This window comes from Rhodococcus sp. WWJCD1, assembly GCF_002258735.1.
Classification (GTDB): domain Bacteria; phylum Actinomycetota; class Actinomycetes; order Mycobacteriales; family Mycobacteriaceae; genus Rhodococcoides.
Window position 1 is genome coordinate 292,340 of record NZ_NOXY01000031.1, and the last position, 18,166, is coordinate 310,505.

Consider the following 18,166-nt stretch of genomic DNA (forward strand, 5'->3'; position numbering starts at 1 on the left):
GCTGTGACTACCTGGGGTCGGGGTCTCCGGACCCTTCGTGATCGCTGGTGGCGATCGGAGCCCGGCGGGCCTGCTCGAGGACAGCAGTCGTTTTACCGCCGTGCGCACCCGGCCCCACGTGAGCTTCCGCGCGCATCCGCTCGACCATGTGCGGGTAGTGCAACTCGAATGCCGGACGCTCGGACCGGATACGAGGCAGCTCGGTGAAGTTGTGCCGCGGCGGCGGGCACGAGGTAGCCCATTCCAGCGAATTGCCGTAGCCCCACGGATCGTCGACCGTGACGACCTCGCCGTAGCGGTAGGACTTGAAGACGTTCCAGACGAACGGCAAGGTCGACGCACCGAGGACGAAGGCACCGATGGTGGAGATGATGTTCAGCTCGGTGAATCCGTCGGAAGGCAGGTAGTCGGCGTAGCGACGCGGCATTCCCTCGTTTCCGAGCCAGTGCTGGACGAGGAACGTGGCGTGGAAGCCGAAGAACGTCAGCCAGAAGTGCCACTTGCCGAGGGCCTCGTCCATCATCCGGCCCGTCATCTTGGGGAACCAGAAGTAGATGCCGGCGTACGTTGCGAACACCACCGTGCCGAACACCACGTAGTGGAAGTGCGCGACGACGAAGTAGGTGTCGGTGACCTGGAAGTCGATCGGCGGCGACGCCAGCAGAACGCCCGTCAATCCGCCGAAGACGAACGTGATCAGGAACCCGATCGCGAACAGCATCGGTGTTTCGAGCGTCACTTGACCGCGCCACATGGTGCCGACCCAGTTGAAGATCTTCACACCTGTGGGCACCGCGATCAGGAACGTCATGAACGAGAAGAACGGCAGCAACACTGCACCGGTGGCGTACATGTGGTGCGCCCACACCGCAATGGAGAGGGCTGCGATCGCGATCGTCGCGTAGATCAGTCCCGAGTAGCCGAAGATCGGCTTACGGGAGAAGACCGGGAAGATCTCGGAGACGATTCCGAAGAACGGCAACGCGATGATGTACACCTCGGGGTGACCGAAGAACCAGAACAGGTGCTGCCACAGCAGCACGCCTCCGGTTGCCGGATCGAACAGGTGCGCACCCAGGTGGCGGTCGGCCGCCAGGCCGAGCAGCGCCGCCGTCAGCAGCGGGAAGGCCAGCAGGATCAGGATCGACGTCACCAGGATGTTCCAGGTGAAGATCGGCATGCGGAACATCGTCATACCGGGTGCACGCAGGCAGATCACCGTGGTGATCATGTTGACGCCACCGAGGATGGTGCCGAGACCGGCGACGGCCAGACCCATGATCCACAGGTCCGCGCCGACACCCGGCGAATGCAGAGCCGAGGTGAGTGGGGTGTACGCGGTCCAACCGAAGTCGGCTGCGCCACCGGGAGTGATGAAGCCAGCTGTGGTGATCAAGGCACCGAACAGGTACAGCCAGTACGAGAACGCGTTCAACCGTGGGAACGCGACGTCGGGTGCACCGATCTGCAGCGGGAGGATGTAGTTGGCGAACCCGAACACGATGGGCGTCGCGTACAGCAGCAGCATGATGGTGCCGTGCATGGTGAACAGCTGGTTGTACTGCTCGTTGGACAGGAACTGCATTCCCGGCACGGCCAACTCGGCGCGCATCAGCAGCGCCATCAGTCCACCGACGAGGAAGAACGCGAACGAGGTCGCGATGTACATGATCCCCAAGACCTTGGGATCGGTCGTCGTCACCGCTTTGTGCAGGAACGAACCCTTCGGTCCCATCCTCGGCGGGAACGGCCGAGCGGCATCCACCGCGGGAGCGGGCCTAGGCGCTAGGGCAGTCACAGATCCTCCTGATTGCGCGTCCGACCCCGAACCACGAGGCGACGTCATCTAGTCGTGCGCTCCTCGAATCGTAGACCGTCGGACCGACACTTGCCGAACCGGTCCTACCGTGTGTCGTATTGGGCAGATTCGACACCGCCCGGATCGGGCGATCTGCCTGCGCTGTGGGCCTTTCCGCCGCAGCGGGCACGGTGCGAACGCGGTCCATTCCGTGGCCTCGCCGGTGCCCGTTCGAGTGTTCTGCGAGAACGGCCTTCCGATACTGTGTGAGACCACCCGACCCGTCGAAGGAAGTCCCGCGTTGCCACTCCATCTGCGAGTCCCCCGTTCGTATGCACCGCGCAGGAGCGGCGCTGTCGTTGCGGCGTGCCTCGCCGTGGCTGTGACGTTGGTCGGCTGTTCCGATTCCGAGGCACAGGACGACGCATCCACCATCGTTCGGAGCACCACGAACATCGCCGGAGCGGGAGTGGTCGGTAACAACCGGGACACCGTAGGACTGTGTCCGGCACTGGCCCCACTGGACCGGACCGGAGTCGAAGGCGATACCCGCCCCGTCGGGCACGCCGAGGGAATCAGCGCCATCCCTGCCGATCCACAGCGCATCGTCGTTCTCGACGCGGCAGGCCTCGACGCCAGCTGCGCGGTCGGGATCTGGGAACGCGTCGTCGGCGCGGCGACGCTCGACCCCGATTTCCGTGGAGACGGAGACCAACCGTTGTACCTGGGTACGGGCTTGGCGTCCGTTCCGTCGGTCGGCCCGGTCGGAGCTCCCGACCTCGGAGCGATCGCCGCGCTCGACCCCGACCTCATCCTCGGTGCCGATTCTCTCGGCACCGAGACCTACGACTCCCTGAACGCCATTGCGCCGACCGTGTTCACCGGGACCGGTCAGGGCTGGAAGGACACCTTTCTACAGTCCGCGGCAGCATTGGGTCGAGGGCAAGCCGGTTTCGAACAGCTCGCATCGTTCTCTGCGGATGCCGAGCGGGTCGGTCGTGAGATCGACTCCACTCAGACACAGGCGTCGGTCATCCGGTTCGGCGCGGACACCATCGAGGTGGACGGTCCGAACTCCTTTGCCGGCCAGGTCCTCGCCGAGGTGGGTGTCGCGCGACCCCAAAGCCAGCGCGATGCCGATTTCTCCGTAGCGTCGGACGACCTCGATTCGGTCGAAGGCGACATCGTGTACGTGCGATTCGCAGGCCCCGATGGCGAGACCTTCGGCCGCGAGGTGATGGACAGCGACGCATGGCACGCTCTCGGCTCGGTCACCGACGGGCGAGTGTTCGCGGTGAACGACACGGTCTGGTCCGGCAGTGGAGTTGTCGCGGCGCGCGCCATCCTTGCCGATCTGTCCGCTTCCCTGAACGCCTACGTGTCCTGACGCAATGCCCATTCCAGAATTCGTGCAAGCTCTCCGCAGCGTCGTCGGTACGTCACCGCTGTGGTTGTCCGGTGTCAGTGCGGTCGTTCTCGACGACGACCGTCGAGTGCTGCTTACTCTGCGAGCAGACAACAACACCTGGGCCGTGGTCTCCGGAATCCTCGAGCCCGGCGAAGAACCTGCACCGGCCGCGCTTCGAGAGATCCGCGAGGAGACCGGCGTGGAGGCCACGATCGAGCGGCTGACGAGTGTCGACGTGACGGAGCCGATCACGTACCCCAACGGCGACGTCGCGCAGTACCTGGACATCACGTTCCTCGCCCGCTACATCGGAGGCACCCCACATGTCGCCGACGACGAGAATCTCGACGTAGCCTGGTTCGCGCTCGACGGGCTACCCGACAACCTCACGGCCACTTCACGATTGCGAATCGAGAAAGCCATCGCCGACGACCCGTCGGCGTGGTTCAGGCGCTGACTCCCCCACCGCACCGAGGACACCGCACCGAGGACACCACTCCACCGAACCGCCCCTTTTCGATCCATAATGTGATATCACTTTAGTATCAACATCGAGAGGGAGGTTCTCATGTCCGCACCCGCTACCGTCGCCGAGAAGCCGACGGGTACACCGACCACGACCATCGCCGAGCGCACCGGTTGGGATCTGCCCGGCTGGTCGATGCTCGGCGTCGGTCTCGCGCTGTTTCTCGGCGGAATCGCCGCGTTCGCTCTCGGACTCGTCTTCTCCGTGGTGGGGCTTGTGGTCGGCGGAGTGGTGCTGTTCGCGCTCTCACTGCCGGCACTCATGGGATTGACTCTGGTGCAACCCAATCAAGCTCGCGTTCTGCAGCTACTCGGCAGTTCGTACAGCGGGACGCTGCGTACACCGGGGCTACGCTGGACCAATCCGTTGACGTACCGCAGGGCCATCTCGACGCGAATCCGCAACCACGAGACGGGCCAGTCGAAGGTCAACGACGCCGACGGCAATCCGATCGAGATCTCCGCCATCGTGGTCTGGCAGGTTGCCGATACGGCCCTCGCGTCCTTCCAGGTCGACGACTACGAGGAGTTCGTCGCCGTCCAGACCGAATCGGCCGTCCGTCATATCGCCGGCAGCTACCCGTACGACGCCGAAGGCCGAATGTCGTTGCGAGAGAACGCCGACGAAATCACCGCTGCGATGTCGGAGGAGGTGCATGCGCGGGTGCGGTCGGCAGGCGTCGAGGTGATCGAGACCCGAATCAACCGTCTTGCCTATGCCCCGGAGATCGCGCAAGCCATGCTGCGGCGACAGCAGGCGGGAGCGGTCATCGCGGCGCGTCAGCAGATCGTCGAGGGCGCGGTCGGCATGGTGGAGATGGCGCTGTCGAAGCTCGAGGAGAAGCATGTGGTCGAACTCGACGAGGAGCGGAAGGCGACCATGGTGTCGAATCTGCTCGTCGTGCTGTGCAGCGACCGCGACACGCAACCCGTCGTCAATACCGGATCGCTGTACCAGTGAGCCATGACCGTCGAGCGTAAGAAGATACTGCTTCGGCTGGACCCGGCGGTACACGACGCCCTCGCCCGCTGGGCTTCCGACGAACTCCGGAGCACCAACGCTCAGATCGAGTTCCTACTGCGAAGGGCACTGAGCGATCAGGGTCGAATGCCCAAGGAAGCCAAAGATATTCGCGCGCCGGGCCGCCCACCGAAAGAGTGAGCGGCGCGGCGCGCGAAGGGGCCTCTAGAAGTCCCAGTCTTCGTCTTCGGTGTTGACGGCCTTGCCGATGACGTACGAGGAACCCGAACCCGAGAAGAAGTCGTGGTTCTCGTCTGCGTTCGGTGACAGTGCCGACAGAATCGCCGGGTTCACATCCGTCTCGTCCTTGGGGAACAGACCCTCGTAGCCGAGGTTGTTCAGCGCCTTGTTGGCGTTGTATCGCAGGAACTTCTTGACGTCCTCGGTCAGACCGATCTCGTCGTAGAGGTCCTGGGTGTACTCGACCTCGTTGTCGTACAACTCGAACAGCAACTCGAACGTGTAGTTCTTGAGCTCTTCGCGCTGAGCCTCGCTGACTTTCTCGAGGCCCTTCTGGTACTTGTATCCGATGTAGTACCCGTGCACGGCCTCGTCACGGATGATCAGCCGGATCAGGTCCGCGGTGTTGGTGAGCTTGGCTCGCGAGGACCAGTACATCGGCAGGTAGAACCCGGAGTAGAACAGGAACGACTCGAGCAGTGTCGAAGCAACTTTCCGCTTGAGCGGATCGTCACCGTGGTAGAAGTTCAGCACGATCTCGGCTTTGCGCTGAAGGTTGACGTTCTCCTCGGACCAGCGGAACGCATCGTCGATGTCGCGGGTGGAGCTGAGGGTCGAGAAGATGGAGCTGTAGCTCTTCGCGTGCACCGACTCCATGAACGCGATGTTGGTGTACACCGCTTCCTCATGGGGAGTGATCGCGTCGGGAATGAGACTGACGGCACCGACGGTGCCCTGGATGGTGTCCAGCAGCGTCAATCCGGTGAACACGCGCATCGTCAACTGCTTCTCGACGGCGGTCAGAGTTGCCCACGACGGGATGTCGTTGGACACCGGCACCTTCTCGGGCAGCCAGAAATTACTGGTGAGACGCTCCCAGACTTCGGAGTCCTTGTCGTCCTGGACCCGATTCCAGTTGATCGCGGAGACACGATCGATGAGCTTTACCATGGGTGCCTACCTACAGGTCGATGAGCGAGAAGTGGGGACGAAGCTACGTGAAAAGTCGCTGACACGAACACTACCCGTTGTGTCCGACAGTTAAGGGAGGCACTACAAAGTGTGCTCGGAGTGTTGCCCGAGAACGACCGTGATCTCACCGGTCAACGGTCACCACCCCACCGAGCACGGGACCGTTCCGGCCTCGATGGCACCGACCAGTTGCGCGTGATCGCGCTCGTTCTGATCGGCGTAGGCGTGGGCGAACTCCACCATCGCCCGATCGACGTTGTCTCCGCGGCCGAGGTAGTCGGCTATCGCCTCTGCGTCACCACTTCGAGCGTGCGCCCGCGCGAGGACCTCACCGCATGCCGTGGCGAACTCGGTGAGGTACGGCCCGATGATCTCGCCGTCGGGAATGACCTTCATGTCCCGGAACTGCCGAACGTAGAAATTCATCGACTGCTCCCCCCGACCGGCCTCCGGCCTTCCCGGCACCGACGTCCACCCTACGAACATGTCGGTGGCGCTCTGCAGCATTCGCTGCCCGTTGACCACCCGGGCACCGTGATTGTCGTACGCGCTCGGCTCGAGAAACTTCTCGAACACCGACGGCCCTGCCTGCTTGATCTGCAGGAAGAACGGATCGCGAGTCCGCCGTTCCTCCAACAGGGCCAGATAGACCCGCATTCCGACACTCCCGACGCCGACCACCTGGCGAACCACGTCGAGAACTCGAAATCTGGACAGCAGACTCCAGATGTGATCGTCGACCGATTCGCTGTAGCCGGCGATCACCGCCTGCACCAGATCGATCTGAGAATCTCCCACATGAGTGCGAAACGGGGGGTCCTCGCGAATTCGCCGACGGCCGTCCCTCGTCTCGGTGAATTTGCGCGACGCCCCACGACTGGTGCGACGCTCGGCCTTCGTTTCGATGAGCTTCTCGGCGTGTCGAGCGATGCCCGAGGAGAAATGCCCGAGCAAACCTGCCACGTCGATCCGGTCGTACCAGATGTCGATCTCGGGAATGTGCGCGTACGCCCGCATCTTTCGGCAGTACGACGCCGTCATCGCGGCGACCGCACGATCGGAACGCGGCAAGGCCACACCGTTCTCGCGTCCGAGAACCACAAGGGAAGTGGCAAGTCGTTTGAGGTCCCACTCGAACGGGCCGGGCAGAGTTTCGTCGAAATCGCGGAGGTCGAAATAGAGGTTTCGTTCCGGCGTCGCCCACAATCCGAAGTTCAACACGTGAGCGTCACCGCACAACTGCACCTCGATGCCGGTGTGCGGGGTCGACGCGAGGTCCGCGGCCATCACGGCGGCGGCACCGCGAAAATATGTCCACGGCGATGCGGACATCCGGGCGTACCGGATCGGCAGCAACTCCTGAACCCGTATCGCGTTCTGCGCAAGAACTGTCTCGAGCGCATCGTGGCCGCGCGTGTCGGGATCCCATGCCGCCAATCCGCGTCGAGGTACCCGACGGCGAGCATGTCGACCACGTGGCGATGGCCCGGAAGGAACCGAGTCCTTCCGAGCCATCGTCACGTCGACGTCGGATTCGACCTCGCCGTCCGCTTCGATGCCCATACCTGATTATGGTCCGCATCGCGCCCTGACATCACGGTATCGCCACAGGTCGACCGACCGAATCGCCTACAGCATGCAGGAGACGCAACCCTCGACCTCTGTGCCCTCGAGGGCCATCTGACGCAGACGGATGTAGTACAGCGTCTTGATGCCCTTGCGCCATGCGTAGATCTGCGCGCGGTTGATGTCGCGAGTGGTGGCGGTGTCCTTGAAGAACAGCGTCAACGACAGGCCCTGATCGACGTGTTGTGTTGCGGCAGCATAGGTGTCGATGATCTTCTCGTAGCCGATCTCGTACGCATCCTGGTAGTAATCCAGGTTGTCGTTGTCGAGGTACGGTGCCGGGTAGTAGACGCGGCCGATCTTGCCTTCCTTGCGAATCTCGATCTTCGAAGCCACCGGGTGAATCGACGAGGTGGAGTTGTTGATGTACGAGATGGATCCGGTCGGCGGAACGGCCTGCAGGTTCTGGTTGTAGATTCCGTACTCCTGCACCGACGCCTTCAGCGCGGACCAGTCGGCCTGCGTCGGAATGGTGACATCGGAGTCGGCGAACAACTTCGCGACCTTGGGCGTAGCGGGTTCCCAGACCTGGTCGGTGTACTTGTCGAAGAACTCGCCCGACGCGTACTTGGAATCCGGGAAGCCCTTGAAGTACTGGCCGCGTGCCTTCGCCAGCTGGTTCGACGCCTGAATCGCGTGGAACAGCACGGTGTAGAAGTAGATGTTGGTGAAATCGATTCCCTCGGTGGATCCGTAGTGGATGCGCTCACGGGCGAGGTAGCCGTGCAGATTCATCTGCCCGAGGCCGATCGCGTGAGAATCGTTGTTGCCCTGCTCGATCGACGGCACGGAGAAGATGTGCGTCTGGTCCGAGACCGCGGTCAGACCGCGGATGGCCACGGCGATGGTCTTACCGAAATCGGGTGAATCCATCGTCTTCGCGATGTTCAGCGAGCCGAGGTTGCACGAGATGTCCTTGCCGACATGGCTGTACGAGAGGTCGTCGTTGAACGTCGACGGCGTCGAGACCTGGAGAATCTCCGAGCACAGGTTGGAGTGAGTGATCTTGCCCTTGACCGGGTTCGCGCGATTGACGGTGTCCTCGTACATGATGTACGGGTAGCCGGACTCGAACTGCAGCTCGGCGAGAGTCTGGAAGAACTCACGCGACTTGATCTTGGTCTTACGAATCCTCTTGTCGTCGACCATCTCGTAGTACTTGTCGGAGACGTCGATATCGGCGAACGGCACTCCGTAGATGCGCTCCACGTCGTACGGCGAGAACAGGTACATGTCCTCGTTCTTCTTCGCCAGCTCGAACGTGATGTCGGGGATGACGATTCCGAGGGACAACGTCTTGATGCGGATCTTTTCGTCCGCGTTCTCACGCTTGGTGTCGAGGAACTTGTAGACGTCGGGGTGATGCGCGTGCAAGTACACCGCGCCCGCGCCCTGGCGAGCACCGAGCTGGTTGGCGTACGAGAACGAGTCCTCGAGCAGCTTCATGATCGGGATGACACCCGAGGACTGGTTCTCGATGCGCTTGATGGGCGCGCCGGCCTCGCGAATGTTGCTCAGCAGCAAGGCAACTCCGCCGCCGCGCTTGGACAGCTGCAGAGCAGAGTTGATGGAGCGGCCGATGGACTCCATGTTGTCTTCGATGCGTAGCAGGAAGCAGGACACGGGCTCACCGCGCTGCTTCTTGCCGGAGTTGAGGAAGGTGGGCGTCGCGGGCTGGAAACGGCCGGCGATGATCTCGTCCACGAGATCGGTGGCCAGGGCTTCGTCACCGGCTGCGAGTGTCAGCGCCACCATGCACACGCGGTCCTCGAAGCGTTCGAGGTAGCGCTTGCCGTCGAACGTCTTGAGCGTGTACGAGGTGTAGTACTTGAATGCACCGAGGAACGTGGGGAATCGGAACTTCTTCGAGTACGCGTGGTTGATCAGGAACTTGACGAACTCACGTGAGTACTGATCGAGAACCTCGGGCTCGTAGTAGTTCTCCTCGACCAGGTAGTCCAGCTTCTCGTCCAGGTCGTGGAAGAACACCGTGTTCTGGTTGACGTGCTGCAGGAAGTACTGATTGGCAGCCTCGCGGTCCTTCTCGAACTGGATCTCGCCGTTGGGGCCGTAGAGATTGAGCATCGCGTTGAGGGCGTGGTAGTCCATGTCGCCGTCGCCGCGAATGGTTGCGGGCGCGGGTGCTGCGTCGGTGATGGTCGGTGCCACGGCGATGCTCCTACTGGTATGTGGTGGGTGGTGCTCTAGTGCGTGTGGGCGGCGCGTCGGACTTCACGTTCCCAGAAGTCTTCCAGTCCCTCGCGGACTCGCACTACGTCCTCGGGGGTGCCCATCAACTCGAATCGGTACAGATACGGAACCGCACATTTCTGCGAAATGACATCTCCGGCAAAGCAGAACGAATCACCGAAATTGGTGTTTCCGGCAGCGATGACCGCTCGTATCAACGATCGGTTGTGCTCGTCGTTGAGGAACTTGATCACACGCTTGGGGACATAGTTGGTATCTCGCCCGGCGTAGGTGGTCCCTCCCCCGTACGTCGGAACGACGAGAACGTAGGGGGAATGGACTCGAAACGTCCCGTCGGGATCACGGAGCGGAATGCGCGTTGCGGGGATGTCCAGCTTCGAGACGAAGCGATGCGTGTTCTCGGATGCGCTGGAGAAATACACCAGTGAGTGGGAAGACTGCGGTTGCGAACTCACCGCTCACTCACTTTCTCGTTCTGTTCAAGCAGCGTTCGCTGCGAGGGTCTTGATGCGATCCGGACGAAAGCCGGACCAGTGATCGTCACCGGCGACGACGACAGGAGCCTGCAGGTAGCCGAGAGCCATGACGTAATCACGCGCCTCCGGGTCCTGCGAGATGTCGACGACCGAGTACTCGATGCCGGCTTTGTCGAGAGCGCGGTAGGTGGCATTGCACTGAACGCAGGCGGGCTTGGTGTAAACGGTGATGCTCATGGTGTCCCTCTTTCCGTTGTCGCCATCGGGTGCACCGAGGGCGACCGATGTGCTCTGCGTATGGCACCGAGAACATCTCCCGCTCAGGGCGACTTCGACCTGCTCGAACCCGCTTTCGCTGGTTCTTCGAGTTGTGGCCTCTCGGTCGGACAAACACTACACCTAGTGTCCGACATCTGACTACAACACGAGATGTTGCGAACAACATGCTTGGTATTCGCTGGTCACGGCCTTGCCGACAGCCGAAAAACGAGTTCGTTCGGCGTGTCGCACGTCACACCGCCGGCATGTTCTTCGTCACAACGGCCGATCACCATCTCGATGGCGCGCGCCAACGACGAAGCGACCGGACGCACGACGCGGGGCCCCCGGATCGTTCCGAGGGCCCCGCGTCGCAGATCCACCGACAGTCAGCGCTGGCGCGCCTTGAATCGCGGTTCCTTCTTGTTGATCACGAACACCACCCCGTGGCGGCGGACCACCTGCGCACCGGGCTTGTTCTTGAGCGATTTCAGAGAGTTTCTCACCTTCATGAACCCACTCTACATGAAAACGATTACCGATACCATATAGGGATCAGGCGCTCACGAGGTCGTTCGAAGCCTTGACCAACTCGGCCACCACGTGTCCGATCTCTCCGGACACCTCGGCGTTCTCGCTCGGGTGAGCCGAGCCGAACTTGTCCATGGTGCCGCCGATGGAGAGCTGGACGTCCTCGAGCACCGACCCACCGGCGATGCGAACGGCCTTGCTCGTGTCCTCGTGCGCCCATTTGGCACCGTTGCCACTGGGCGATGCGCTGATCACGACGACCGGCTTGCCGACCATGGCACCTGCACCGTAGGGACGCGAGAGCCAGTCGATGGCGTTCTTCAGCACGGCAGGAATGGTGCCGTTGTATTCGGGCGTGACCAGCAGCAGGGCCGACGCCTTCTCGGCAGCAGCCCGCAGAGCGAGCGCGGCAGCCGGCGCGGAACCTTCGACGTCGATATCCTCGTTGTAGAAGGGGACATCTCCGAGTCCGTCGTAGACCACGATCTCGGCACCGGCGGGTGCCACGGTGACAGCAGTCTCGGCAATCTGCTTGTTCACCGATTCGGCGCGCAGGCTTCCGACGAGAACGAGTACGTGAGCGTCTGACATGAGATCTTCCTTCGAAAGTTCGGATGACGTGATCGTCACGTCAATTCATACCATTCAAACGGACCATGGTCCACTTATGTTCCCCGGCAGGGTAGGCTGAATCCCGTGACCGGCCCGATGCTGCCCATTGCGGGTGAGGACTCCGAACGATGCGACGCAGCACGCAACCGTCGGCTGTTGCTCGACGCCGCGGCGGATCTGGTGGCGACCATCGGAGCCGACGCCATCACCATGGACGCGGTGGCGACCAAGGCCGGAGTGGGCAAAGGCACCGTGTTCCGCCGTTTCGGCAACCGCGCCGGGCTGATGCGAGCGCTTCTCGATCACACCGAGCAGAAGTTGCAACGCTCGTTCATGTTCGGCGATCCACCACTCGGTCCGGGGGCCGATCCGATCGACCGACTCGTCGCCTTCGGCCGGGCTCGGCTCGAGTTCGTCAACGTTCAGGGCGAGGTGTTGCGCGCTGCCGAGACATCGGCCGACGCGCGCTACTCCGCTCCGGCGCACATGGTCAACTTCACTCACGTCCTCTCGCTGCTCCGCGCAGCCGGTGTGGACGGGGATCTCCCACTGCTGACGCACTGGCTGCTCACACCACTCGAAGCCACCCTGGTGCTACACCAGTACCGCGATCTCGGAATGCCGATGGACCGGTTGGCCGACGGCTGGGAAGACTTGGTACGCAGAGCAACTCGCCCTCGGTAGCTCGCCCGACTCAGATGTTCTCGACCGCCACGGCCGCGGTGTGCAACGCCACACCGTAGGAGCGCCCGTGCCCCGCTGCATGGACGGCGAGTGGGTGCAATTGGTGTAGTGGAATCCGCTCTCGCCACCCTGCTCGCACCGGATGTACCGTCTCGTACCCGTCGACGATGCCATCCATGAACGGGCACCCGAAAAGCGCCAACATCGCCAGATCGGTCTCACGGTGCCCGCCGTGCGCAGCCGGGTCGATCATCACCACGCCTGCCTCGGTCCAGAACACGTTGCCGCTCCAGAGATCTCCGTGAATTCGGCTCGGCGGCTCCGCATCGTCGAAGTCCCCGCCCGCGACGCGTCGGCATGCAGATTCGACGGTGGCAGCCTCCGTAGGCGTCACGGTGCCCGCGTCGACGGCGATTCGCAGAAACGGCAGTACCCGTTCGGCTGCGTAGAACTCACCCCACGTCCGGTGCACCGAATTGCTCATGGGCCGAGCCCCGATGAACAATCGGCCGGGGAACGGCGCACCGTCGGAGCCGACGGGCGGTGCCCCGAATCCGGCAGCTCCACCGTTGTGCATTCGCGCCAACACTCGACCGAATCTTCTTGCCGCAGGCAGCGTCGGATGCGCCGCGATCAGGCGCTCGAGTTCGATGTGCGTCGGCCCGTGCCCGAGGACTCGGACAACGGGCGCGCCCGCCTCGCCGAGCCAGTGGAGCCCGGTTGCCTCGGCGGCAAAGAAGTCGGGATGCGCCTGGGGGTTTCGTTTGACGAACGTATCGGAGGGTCCACTCACGAAGATCGACCCTACGCACGGCGTGTGCGCACGGCCGCAGACCTGCCGACGTCGTTAGTATGAGCTGATGGGATTCATCAACTCGGAAGTGCGCACGAGCATCACGCGTGAGCTGGCAGTGCAATCGACCATCGATCCGGTCACGGAGGTTCGCCGGAGGGTGGATTTCCTCAAGGATTACCTGTCGTCGACCCCCGCAACGGGCTTCGTGCTCGGTATCAGTGGCGGACAGGACAGCACACTCACCGGCAAGCTCGCCCAGCAAGCCGTGACGGAGCTGCGAGCCGACGGCCACGAGGCCGAGTTCGTCGCCGTTCGACTCCCCTACGGCGTACAGGCCGACGAGGACGATGCGTCGATCGCGCTGCGGTTCATCGACCCCGATCGAACCGTGACGGTCAACATCAAGGCTGCTGCCGACGCGTCGGCGGCCGCCACGGCAGAAGCATTGGGCACCACCGAGGTCCGCGATTTCGTTCGGGGCAACATCAAAGCTCGCCAGCGCATGGTCGCGCAGTACGCCATCGCCGGAGAACTCGGCTACGTCGTGGTCGGTACCGACCACGCTGCCGAGGCCGTCACCGGGTTCTTCACCAAATTCGGTGACGGCGGTGTCGACCTGACTCCGCTCACAGGCCTGAGCAAGCGTCAGGGTGCCGCTCTGCTCCGTGAACTCGGTGCGCCGGAAAGCACGTGGCGAAAAGTCCCCACTGCAGACCTCGAGGACGATCGTCCTGCACTGCCGGACGAGGAAGCACTCGGCCTGACGTACGAGCAGATCGACGATTATCTCGAGGGCAAGGACGTATCCGACGACGTCGCCGACAAGCTGGAGAAGATGTTCATGGCGACCCGCCACAAGCGTGCGGTGCCGGTGACCCCGTTCGACGACTGGTGGAGGAGCTCCCACTGAGCCGGGCGATCGGACGCCGAGCCGAACCCGACGATCAGCCGCCCGCGAACGGCGGCAGCACGTCGACCCTGCTGCCGATCGCACGGCCCAGATCGCGCGTGAGATCGTCTCCGACGAGATAGGCCGACACTCGCAGGATCGGGTCCATCGGCGCGCCGTGCCGGGACCGGATCACCTCTCGCAGGTCTGCGAGGGTGGCTCCGACGGGCACGGTGACGTACTCCGAGTCGCACCCCGACGCGTCGACAGCGGCGGCGAAGTACCGCACTTCGACCTCGGTCGAGGACCCCGTGTCCCCGTTCGACTGCACGTCAACCACCGATCGCTCCCATACTGCGGGTCGGCGGCACGAACCCCTCGGCGTCGATACCGTGTCCGGCCCATTTGTTCCACATCGCCCCCCGCCACACGGCGGCCAACTCGTCGTCGGTGGCACCGCCCCGCAGCGCCGCGCGCAGATCGGTCTCGTCGTCGCTGAACAGGCAGGACCGAATGGTTCCTTCGGCGGTCACTCTCGTGCGGTCGCAATCCCCGCAGAACGAGCGCGTCACCGACGCGATGATTCCGACGGTGGCGTCGGTGCCGTCGACGCTCCATTCCTCGGCCGGTGCCGACGGATCGGCGCGCCCCACCTCACGCAGGTCGAACTCGGTGGACAGCTCGTCGAGCAAGGTCTGGGCGTCGATCATGTTCGCGCGAGCCCACTCGTGGTCGGCATCGAGAGGCATCTGCTCGATGAAGCGGAGGGCCACCCCTTCGTCGAGACACCAGCGCAGTAGATCGACCGCGCCGGACAGCGTGTCACGCATCAGAACTGCATTGATCTTCACCGGACCGATGCCCGCTCGCTTCGCCGCTCGGATGCCGGCCAGCACCGAGGGCAGTCGGTCGCGTCGGGTCAGTCGCGCGAAATCTTCGCGGTCGACCGAATCCAGGGAGACGTTGACCCGGGTGAGCCCGGCATCGGCCAATGCCGCGGCCCGATGCTCCAGACCCACAGCGTTGGTGGTCATCGACAGCGGTACACCTGCTGCGGCATCGGAGCACAGTCGCAGAATCTCGTCGAGGTCGCGGCGCATGAGGGGCTCGCCACCGGTGAACCGCACGTCGCGTATACCCAGCAGCCGCACGGACACCGACACCACTCGCGCGATCTCGGCCGGCGTGAGCAGGTTCGCAGCAGGAATGGCCGGAAGCCCTTCCTCCGGCATGCAGTAGGTGCACCGCAACGAGCACTTCTCGGTGATGGAGATACGCAGGTCGCGCGCGACTCGGCCGAAGCGGTCGATCAGATGGGGTACATCCGGCCGATCCGCCACGGAATTCACCTGCGGCGACCGATCGGTCGGAGCAGCACCGCCGAACACCGGAATGCCCAGCGAGGTGACACTGTCCACCGTCACCTCGAACCTCACCTTCGTCGATCTCGATCACGCCTGTCGCAGACGTGTCTACCCAGTATGCCGCAGCCCACACTCGCCGGCGTTGTCGGCGTGCTTAGGATTGGCACCCATGACTGCTGAGCACAAGCGCGCGATCACCGGACCAGCGCAGTGAGCGCCGTATCCGTCGAGGAGCACGCCGCCACGGTCGAGACTCTTCTCGCGGCGCTGGGCACCAGAACTGCGCAGCGAATCCCCCTGGCCGAGGCCCTGGGACGAGTCTCGTTCGAGGATGTGCGGTCGCCGGTCGACCTACCGCTGTTCCGAAATTCGCAGATGGACGGCTACGCAGTCGATTCTCGTTCCGTCGCCACGACCCCGGTGACGCTGGAGGTTTCGACGATCATCGCCGCAGGACCTACTGAATCGGCAGTTCTCGCTGCAGGTAGCGCGGCGAAGATCATGACCGGCGCGCCCATTCCCGACGGGGCCGACACCATCGTCCCCGTCGAGGACACCACGATACCGTCGGAAGGTTCGGTGACGATCGAACGAGGCCGCGGCGCAGGTGAATTCGTTCGTGAACAGGGAAGCGACGTCCGCGTCGGAACAGTTCTGGTCGAGGCCGGGCGAGTACTCGAACCCCGACACATCTCCGTTCTCGCGGCTGTCGGTTTTGCCGAGGTCGCCGTGCGTTCGCGCCCTCGCGTCGCCGTCGTGACCACCGGTGCCGAACTGGTCGATGCCGGATCGACTCTCACTCCTGGCCAGATCTACGACTCGAACGGCATCACTCTCGCGGCGCATCTGCGGGCCAGTGGCGCGGAAGTGATTGCGGTTACGCGTAGCTCCGACGATCCGAGGCGATTTCGCGAGGTCCTCGACGAGGCAACACGATCGGCGGAACTGATCATCACGTCCGGCGGCGTCTCGATGGGCGACTTCGAGGTGGTCAAGGACGTACTCCGGCCGCTCGGCGGCACCTTCGGGTCGGTCCGCATGCAGCCGGGCGGGCCGCAGGGCATGACCTTGTTCGACGGTATTCCTGTGCTCAGCTTCCCCGGCAACCCCGTCAGCACCGTTGTTTCGTACATCATGTTCGCGCGCAACATAGTTCGGCGAGCAGCCGGTCTTCCACCGGTGCTTCCGAGCACAGCGATCTTGCACGAATCCATCGTGTCACCGCCGGGCCGTCGACAGCTTCTCCGTGGCCGATTGCGAGACGACGGCCGGGTACAGCTCGTGGCAGGCCCGGGCTCCCATCTGGTCGCGGCGCTGGCATGGGCCGACGTTCTGATCGACATCGACTCCGAGACAACCGAACTCGCCGAAGGATCCCACGTGGAGGTATGGCCGCTGTGACCACCGACGCCCCGCACACCCATCTGTCTCATCTCGACGATGAGGGCCGCGCTCGCATGGTCGATGTGGCACACAAGAAGGAGACCTCGCGTACGGCCGTCGCCGCCGGTGAGTTCGTCACCACCGCCGAGGTCATCGCGCTCGTGCGCGCGGACGACATGCCCAAGGCCGATGTACTCGCCACTGCCCGCATCGCGGGCATCTCGGCGGCGAAGCGGACGTCGGAGTTGATCCCGCTGTGCCACCAGCTCGCACTCTCGTCGGTGAAGATCTCGTTCGGTTTCACCGACTCGTCCATCACGGTCGAGGCCACGGCGCGCACCACCGGACGAACCGGGGTGGAGATGGAGGCCCTGACTGCGGTCGCGGTCGCCGGACTGACGCTGCACGACATGGTCAAGGCCGTCGACCCGGGTGCCACGATGAACGGCGTCCGACTGATCACCAAAGACGGTGGCAAGCATGGCCATTGGCAGCGAGACGGGGAACCGGTCACTCCCGCCACCGACGCTGCCCCGACGCTCGACACGACGCGATCCGCAGTGGTGCTGGTGGCCTCCACCGGCGGCGCGAACGGAACTCGACCGGACACCACCGGCCCCACCATCGCGTCCTGGTTGACCGATCGAGGCTTCACCGTGCGCGGTCCGCTGGTGTACGCCGACGCCGACATAGCAGTGGGCCTGCAGGACGCGTTGCGCGGCGAACCGTCGTTGATCGTCAGCACCGGTGGCACCGGTGTATCCCCCACCGATGCGACTCCCGAGGCAACTGCCGCTCTCCTGGACATCGACATGCCGGGGATCGCCGACGCGATCCGCACCCGCGGAACGTCCGCGACGCCACACGCGGTGCTCAGCCGAGGCGTTTCGGGGCTCATCGGCCGCACGCTGACAGTCAATCTGCCGGGCTCGCCGGGTGGCGTCAAGGACGGTCTCGCGGTTCTCGATCCACTACTCGACCATGTGTTGGCCCAGATCGCCGGAGGAGGACCCCACGATGAGTGAACTCGTCGCACGAATTTCCAGTGAACCGTTGAGCACCGCCGAAGTGGAGGCAGCCGTACAGGATTCACGCCACGGTGCAGTAGTTCTGTTCAGCGGGATCGTCCGCGACCACGATGGTGGCCAGGCGGTGGAAACTCTCGAATACCGCGCCCATCCCGACGCCCAACGTTTCTTGAACCGATGCTGCTCCGAGGTCTCCGCCGAGACCGGCCTCGAGGTCGCTGCGGTACATCGCGTCGGAGACTTGCGCGTCGGAGACCTCGCGCTCGTGGCAGCCGTCGGATCGGCCCATCGCGCGGAAGCGTTCGAGGCCTGCGCGCGATTGGTCGAACGCATCAAGGCCGAGGTCCCGATCTGGAAGCGGCAGGGATTCGAGGGCGGACGCACCGAGTGGGTCGGACTGTAGG

Annotated in this window: 20 protein-coding genes; 9 read left to right on the top strand and 11 right to left on the bottom strand. The window is 63.7% G+C overall.

The features are described 5' to 3' along the window. Positions 1 to 7 precede the first annotated feature (7 nt). Positions 8 to 1,798, bottom strand: coding sequence for an aa3-type cytochrome oxidase subunit I (gene ctaD / locus CH286_RS24405; protein ID WP_032403125.1), 1,791 nt, complete (start codon positions 1,796 to 1,798; stop codon positions 8 to 10). A 313-nt stretch (positions 1,799 to 2,111) separates the two neighbouring features. On the opposite strand from ctaD, the gene CH286_RS24410 reads away from it, so the two are divergent. From CH286_RS24410 to CH286_RS24425, 4 genes are all read left to right on the top strand, one after another. Next, positions 2,112 to 3,185: an iron-siderophore ABC transporter substrate-binding protein gene (locus CH286_RS24410; RefSeq protein ID WP_094610653.1), complete on the top strand. Its 1,074-nt coding sequence runs from the start codon at positions 2,112 to 2,114 to the stop codon at positions 3,183 to 3,185. A gap of 4 nt (positions 3,186 to 3,189) precedes the next feature. Continuing rightward, positions 3,190 to 3,663: an NUDIX hydrolase gene (locus CH286_RS24415; protein WP_032403124.1), complete on the top strand. Its 474-nt coding sequence runs from the start codon at positions 3,190 to 3,192 to the stop codon at positions 3,661 to 3,663. A 111-nt stretch (positions 3,664 to 3,774) separates the two neighbouring features. Further along, positions 3,775 to 4,692: an SPFH domain-containing protein gene (locus tag CH286_RS24420; RefSeq protein ID WP_176458335.1), complete on the top strand. Its 918-nt coding sequence runs from the start codon at positions 3,775 to 3,777 to the stop codon at positions 4,690 to 4,692. Between the two features lie 3 nt (positions 4,693 to 4,695). Next, positions 4,696 to 4,893, top strand: coding sequence for a hypothetical protein (locus tag CH286_RS24425; RefSeq protein WP_032376966.1), 198 nt, complete (start codon positions 4,696 to 4,698; stop codon positions 4,891 to 4,893). A gap of 24 nt (positions 4,894 to 4,917) precedes the next feature. Here CH286_RS24425 and nrdF read toward each other — a convergent pair whose 3' ends face one another. From nrdF to CH286_RS24460, 7 genes are all read right to left on the bottom strand, one after another. Further along, a complete protein-coding gene (gene nrdF / locus CH286_RS24430) occupies positions 4,918 to 5,883 on the bottom strand; it encodes a class 1b ribonucleoside-diphosphate reductase subunit beta (RefSeq protein ID WP_008717549.1) in 966 nt (321 codons plus the stop codon). 159 nt (positions 5,884 to 6,042) lie between these two features. After that, positions 6,043 to 7,467: a DUF2252 domain-containing protein gene (locus tag CH286_RS24435; protein WP_441347139.1), complete on the bottom strand. Its 1,425-nt coding sequence runs from the start codon at positions 7,465 to 7,467 to the stop codon at positions 6,043 to 6,045. A 66-nt stretch (positions 7,468 to 7,533) separates the two neighbouring features. After that, on the bottom strand, positions 7,534 to 9,699 hold the full coding sequence (gene nrdE, locus CH286_RS24440; protein WP_032403122.1) for a class 1b ribonucleoside-diphosphate reductase subunit alpha: 2,166 nt from the start codon (positions 9,697 to 9,699) through the stop codon (positions 7,534 to 7,536). 35 nt (positions 9,700 to 9,734) lie between these two features. Then, on the bottom strand, positions 9,735 to 10,196 hold the full coding sequence (nrdI, locus tag CH286_RS24445) for a class Ib ribonucleoside-diphosphate reductase assembly flavoprotein NrdI (protein WP_032376963.1): 462 nt from the start codon (positions 10,194 to 10,196) through the stop codon (positions 9,735 to 9,737). A 24-nt stretch (positions 10,197 to 10,220) separates the two neighbouring features. Further along, entirely contained in the window at positions 10,221 to 10,454 is a 234-nt protein-coding gene (locus tag CH286_RS24450) for a redoxin NrdH (protein ID WP_032403121.1), read from the bottom strand. 410 nt (positions 10,455 to 10,864) lie between these two features. Next, a complete protein-coding gene (gene ykgO, locus CH286_RS24455; RefSeq protein WP_027496600.1) occupies positions 10,865 to 10,987 on the bottom strand; it encodes a type B 50S ribosomal protein L36 in 123 nt (40 codons plus the stop codon). A 43-nt stretch (positions 10,988 to 11,030) separates the two neighbouring features. Next, positions 11,031 to 11,597: an NAD(P)H-dependent oxidoreductase gene (locus tag CH286_RS24460; RefSeq protein ID WP_094610656.1), complete on the bottom strand. Its 567-nt coding sequence runs from the start codon at positions 11,595 to 11,597 to the stop codon at positions 11,031 to 11,033. 105 nt (positions 11,598 to 11,702) lie between these two features. Here CH286_RS24460 and CH286_RS24465 point away from each other — a divergent pair, with 105 nt between their 5' ends. Next, a complete protein-coding gene (locus tag CH286_RS24465; RefSeq protein ID WP_032376961.1) occupies positions 11,703 to 12,302 on the top strand; it encodes a TetR/AcrR family transcriptional regulator in 600 nt (199 codons plus the stop codon). A gap of 10 nt (positions 12,303 to 12,312) precedes the next feature. Here CH286_RS24465 and CH286_RS24470 read toward each other — a convergent pair whose 3' ends face one another. Further along, a complete protein-coding gene (locus CH286_RS24470) occupies positions 12,313 to 13,101 on the bottom strand; it encodes a fructosamine kinase family protein (protein WP_094610579.1) in 789 nt (262 codons plus the stop codon). Between the two features lie 61 nt (positions 13,102 to 13,162). Here CH286_RS24470 and nadE point away from each other — a divergent pair, with 61 nt between their 5' ends. Further along, positions 13,163 to 14,008, top strand: a complete 846-nt coding sequence (gene nadE, locus CH286_RS24475; protein ID WP_032403119.1) for an ammonia-dependent NAD(+) synthetase — start codon at positions 13,163 to 13,165, stop codon at positions 14,006 to 14,008. A 34-nt stretch (positions 14,009 to 14,042) separates the two neighbouring features. Here the strand turns inward: nadE and CH286_RS24480 are convergent, their stop codons facing one another. After that, positions 14,043 to 14,327 carry a MoaD/ThiS family protein gene (locus CH286_RS24480; RefSeq protein WP_080730459.1) on the bottom strand — a complete coding sequence of 95 codons (285 nt, stop codon included), beginning with the start codon at positions 14,325 to 14,327 and terminating at the stop codon, positions 14,043 to 14,045. Then, on the bottom strand, positions 14,320 to 15,381 hold the full coding sequence (moaA, locus tag CH286_RS24485) for a GTP 3',8-cyclase MoaA (RefSeq protein WP_373454586.1): 1,062 nt from the start codon (positions 15,379 to 15,381) through the stop codon (positions 14,320 to 14,322). Before moaA ends, CH286_RS24480 begins: the two co-directional genes overlap by 8 nt. A gap of 180 nt (positions 15,382 to 15,561) precedes the next feature. Between moaA and CH286_RS24490 the strand changes: the two genes are divergently transcribed. Genes CH286_RS24490 through CH286_RS24500 form a run of 3 tightly spaced genes read left to right on the top strand, consistent with a single transcriptional unit; the run spans position 15,562 to position 18,165 of the window. Then, a complete protein-coding gene (locus tag CH286_RS24490; RefSeq protein ID WP_094610580.1) occupies positions 15,562 to 16,752 on the top strand; it encodes a molybdopterin molybdotransferase MoeA in 1,191 nt (396 codons plus the stop codon). Further along, positions 16,740 to 17,759 (top strand): bifunctional molybdenum cofactor biosynthesis protein MoaC/MoaB, encoded by a 1,020-nt coding sequence (gene moaCB, locus CH286_RS24495; protein WP_094610581.1) that lies wholly within the window; start codon positions 16,740 to 16,742, stop codon positions 17,757 to 17,759. The genes CH286_RS24490 and moaCB overlap by 13 nt, the downstream gene beginning before the upstream one ends. Further along, the gene (locus CH286_RS24500; RefSeq protein ID WP_094610582.1) at positions 17,752 to 18,165 is read left to right on the top strand and encodes a molybdenum cofactor biosynthesis protein MoaE; all 414 of its coding nucleotides are present in this window, start codon (positions 17,752 to 17,754) and stop codon (positions 18,163 to 18,165) included. The genes moaCB and CH286_RS24500 overlap by 8 nt, the downstream gene beginning before the upstream one ends. The last annotated feature ends 1 nt before the right edge of the window (position 18,166 follow it).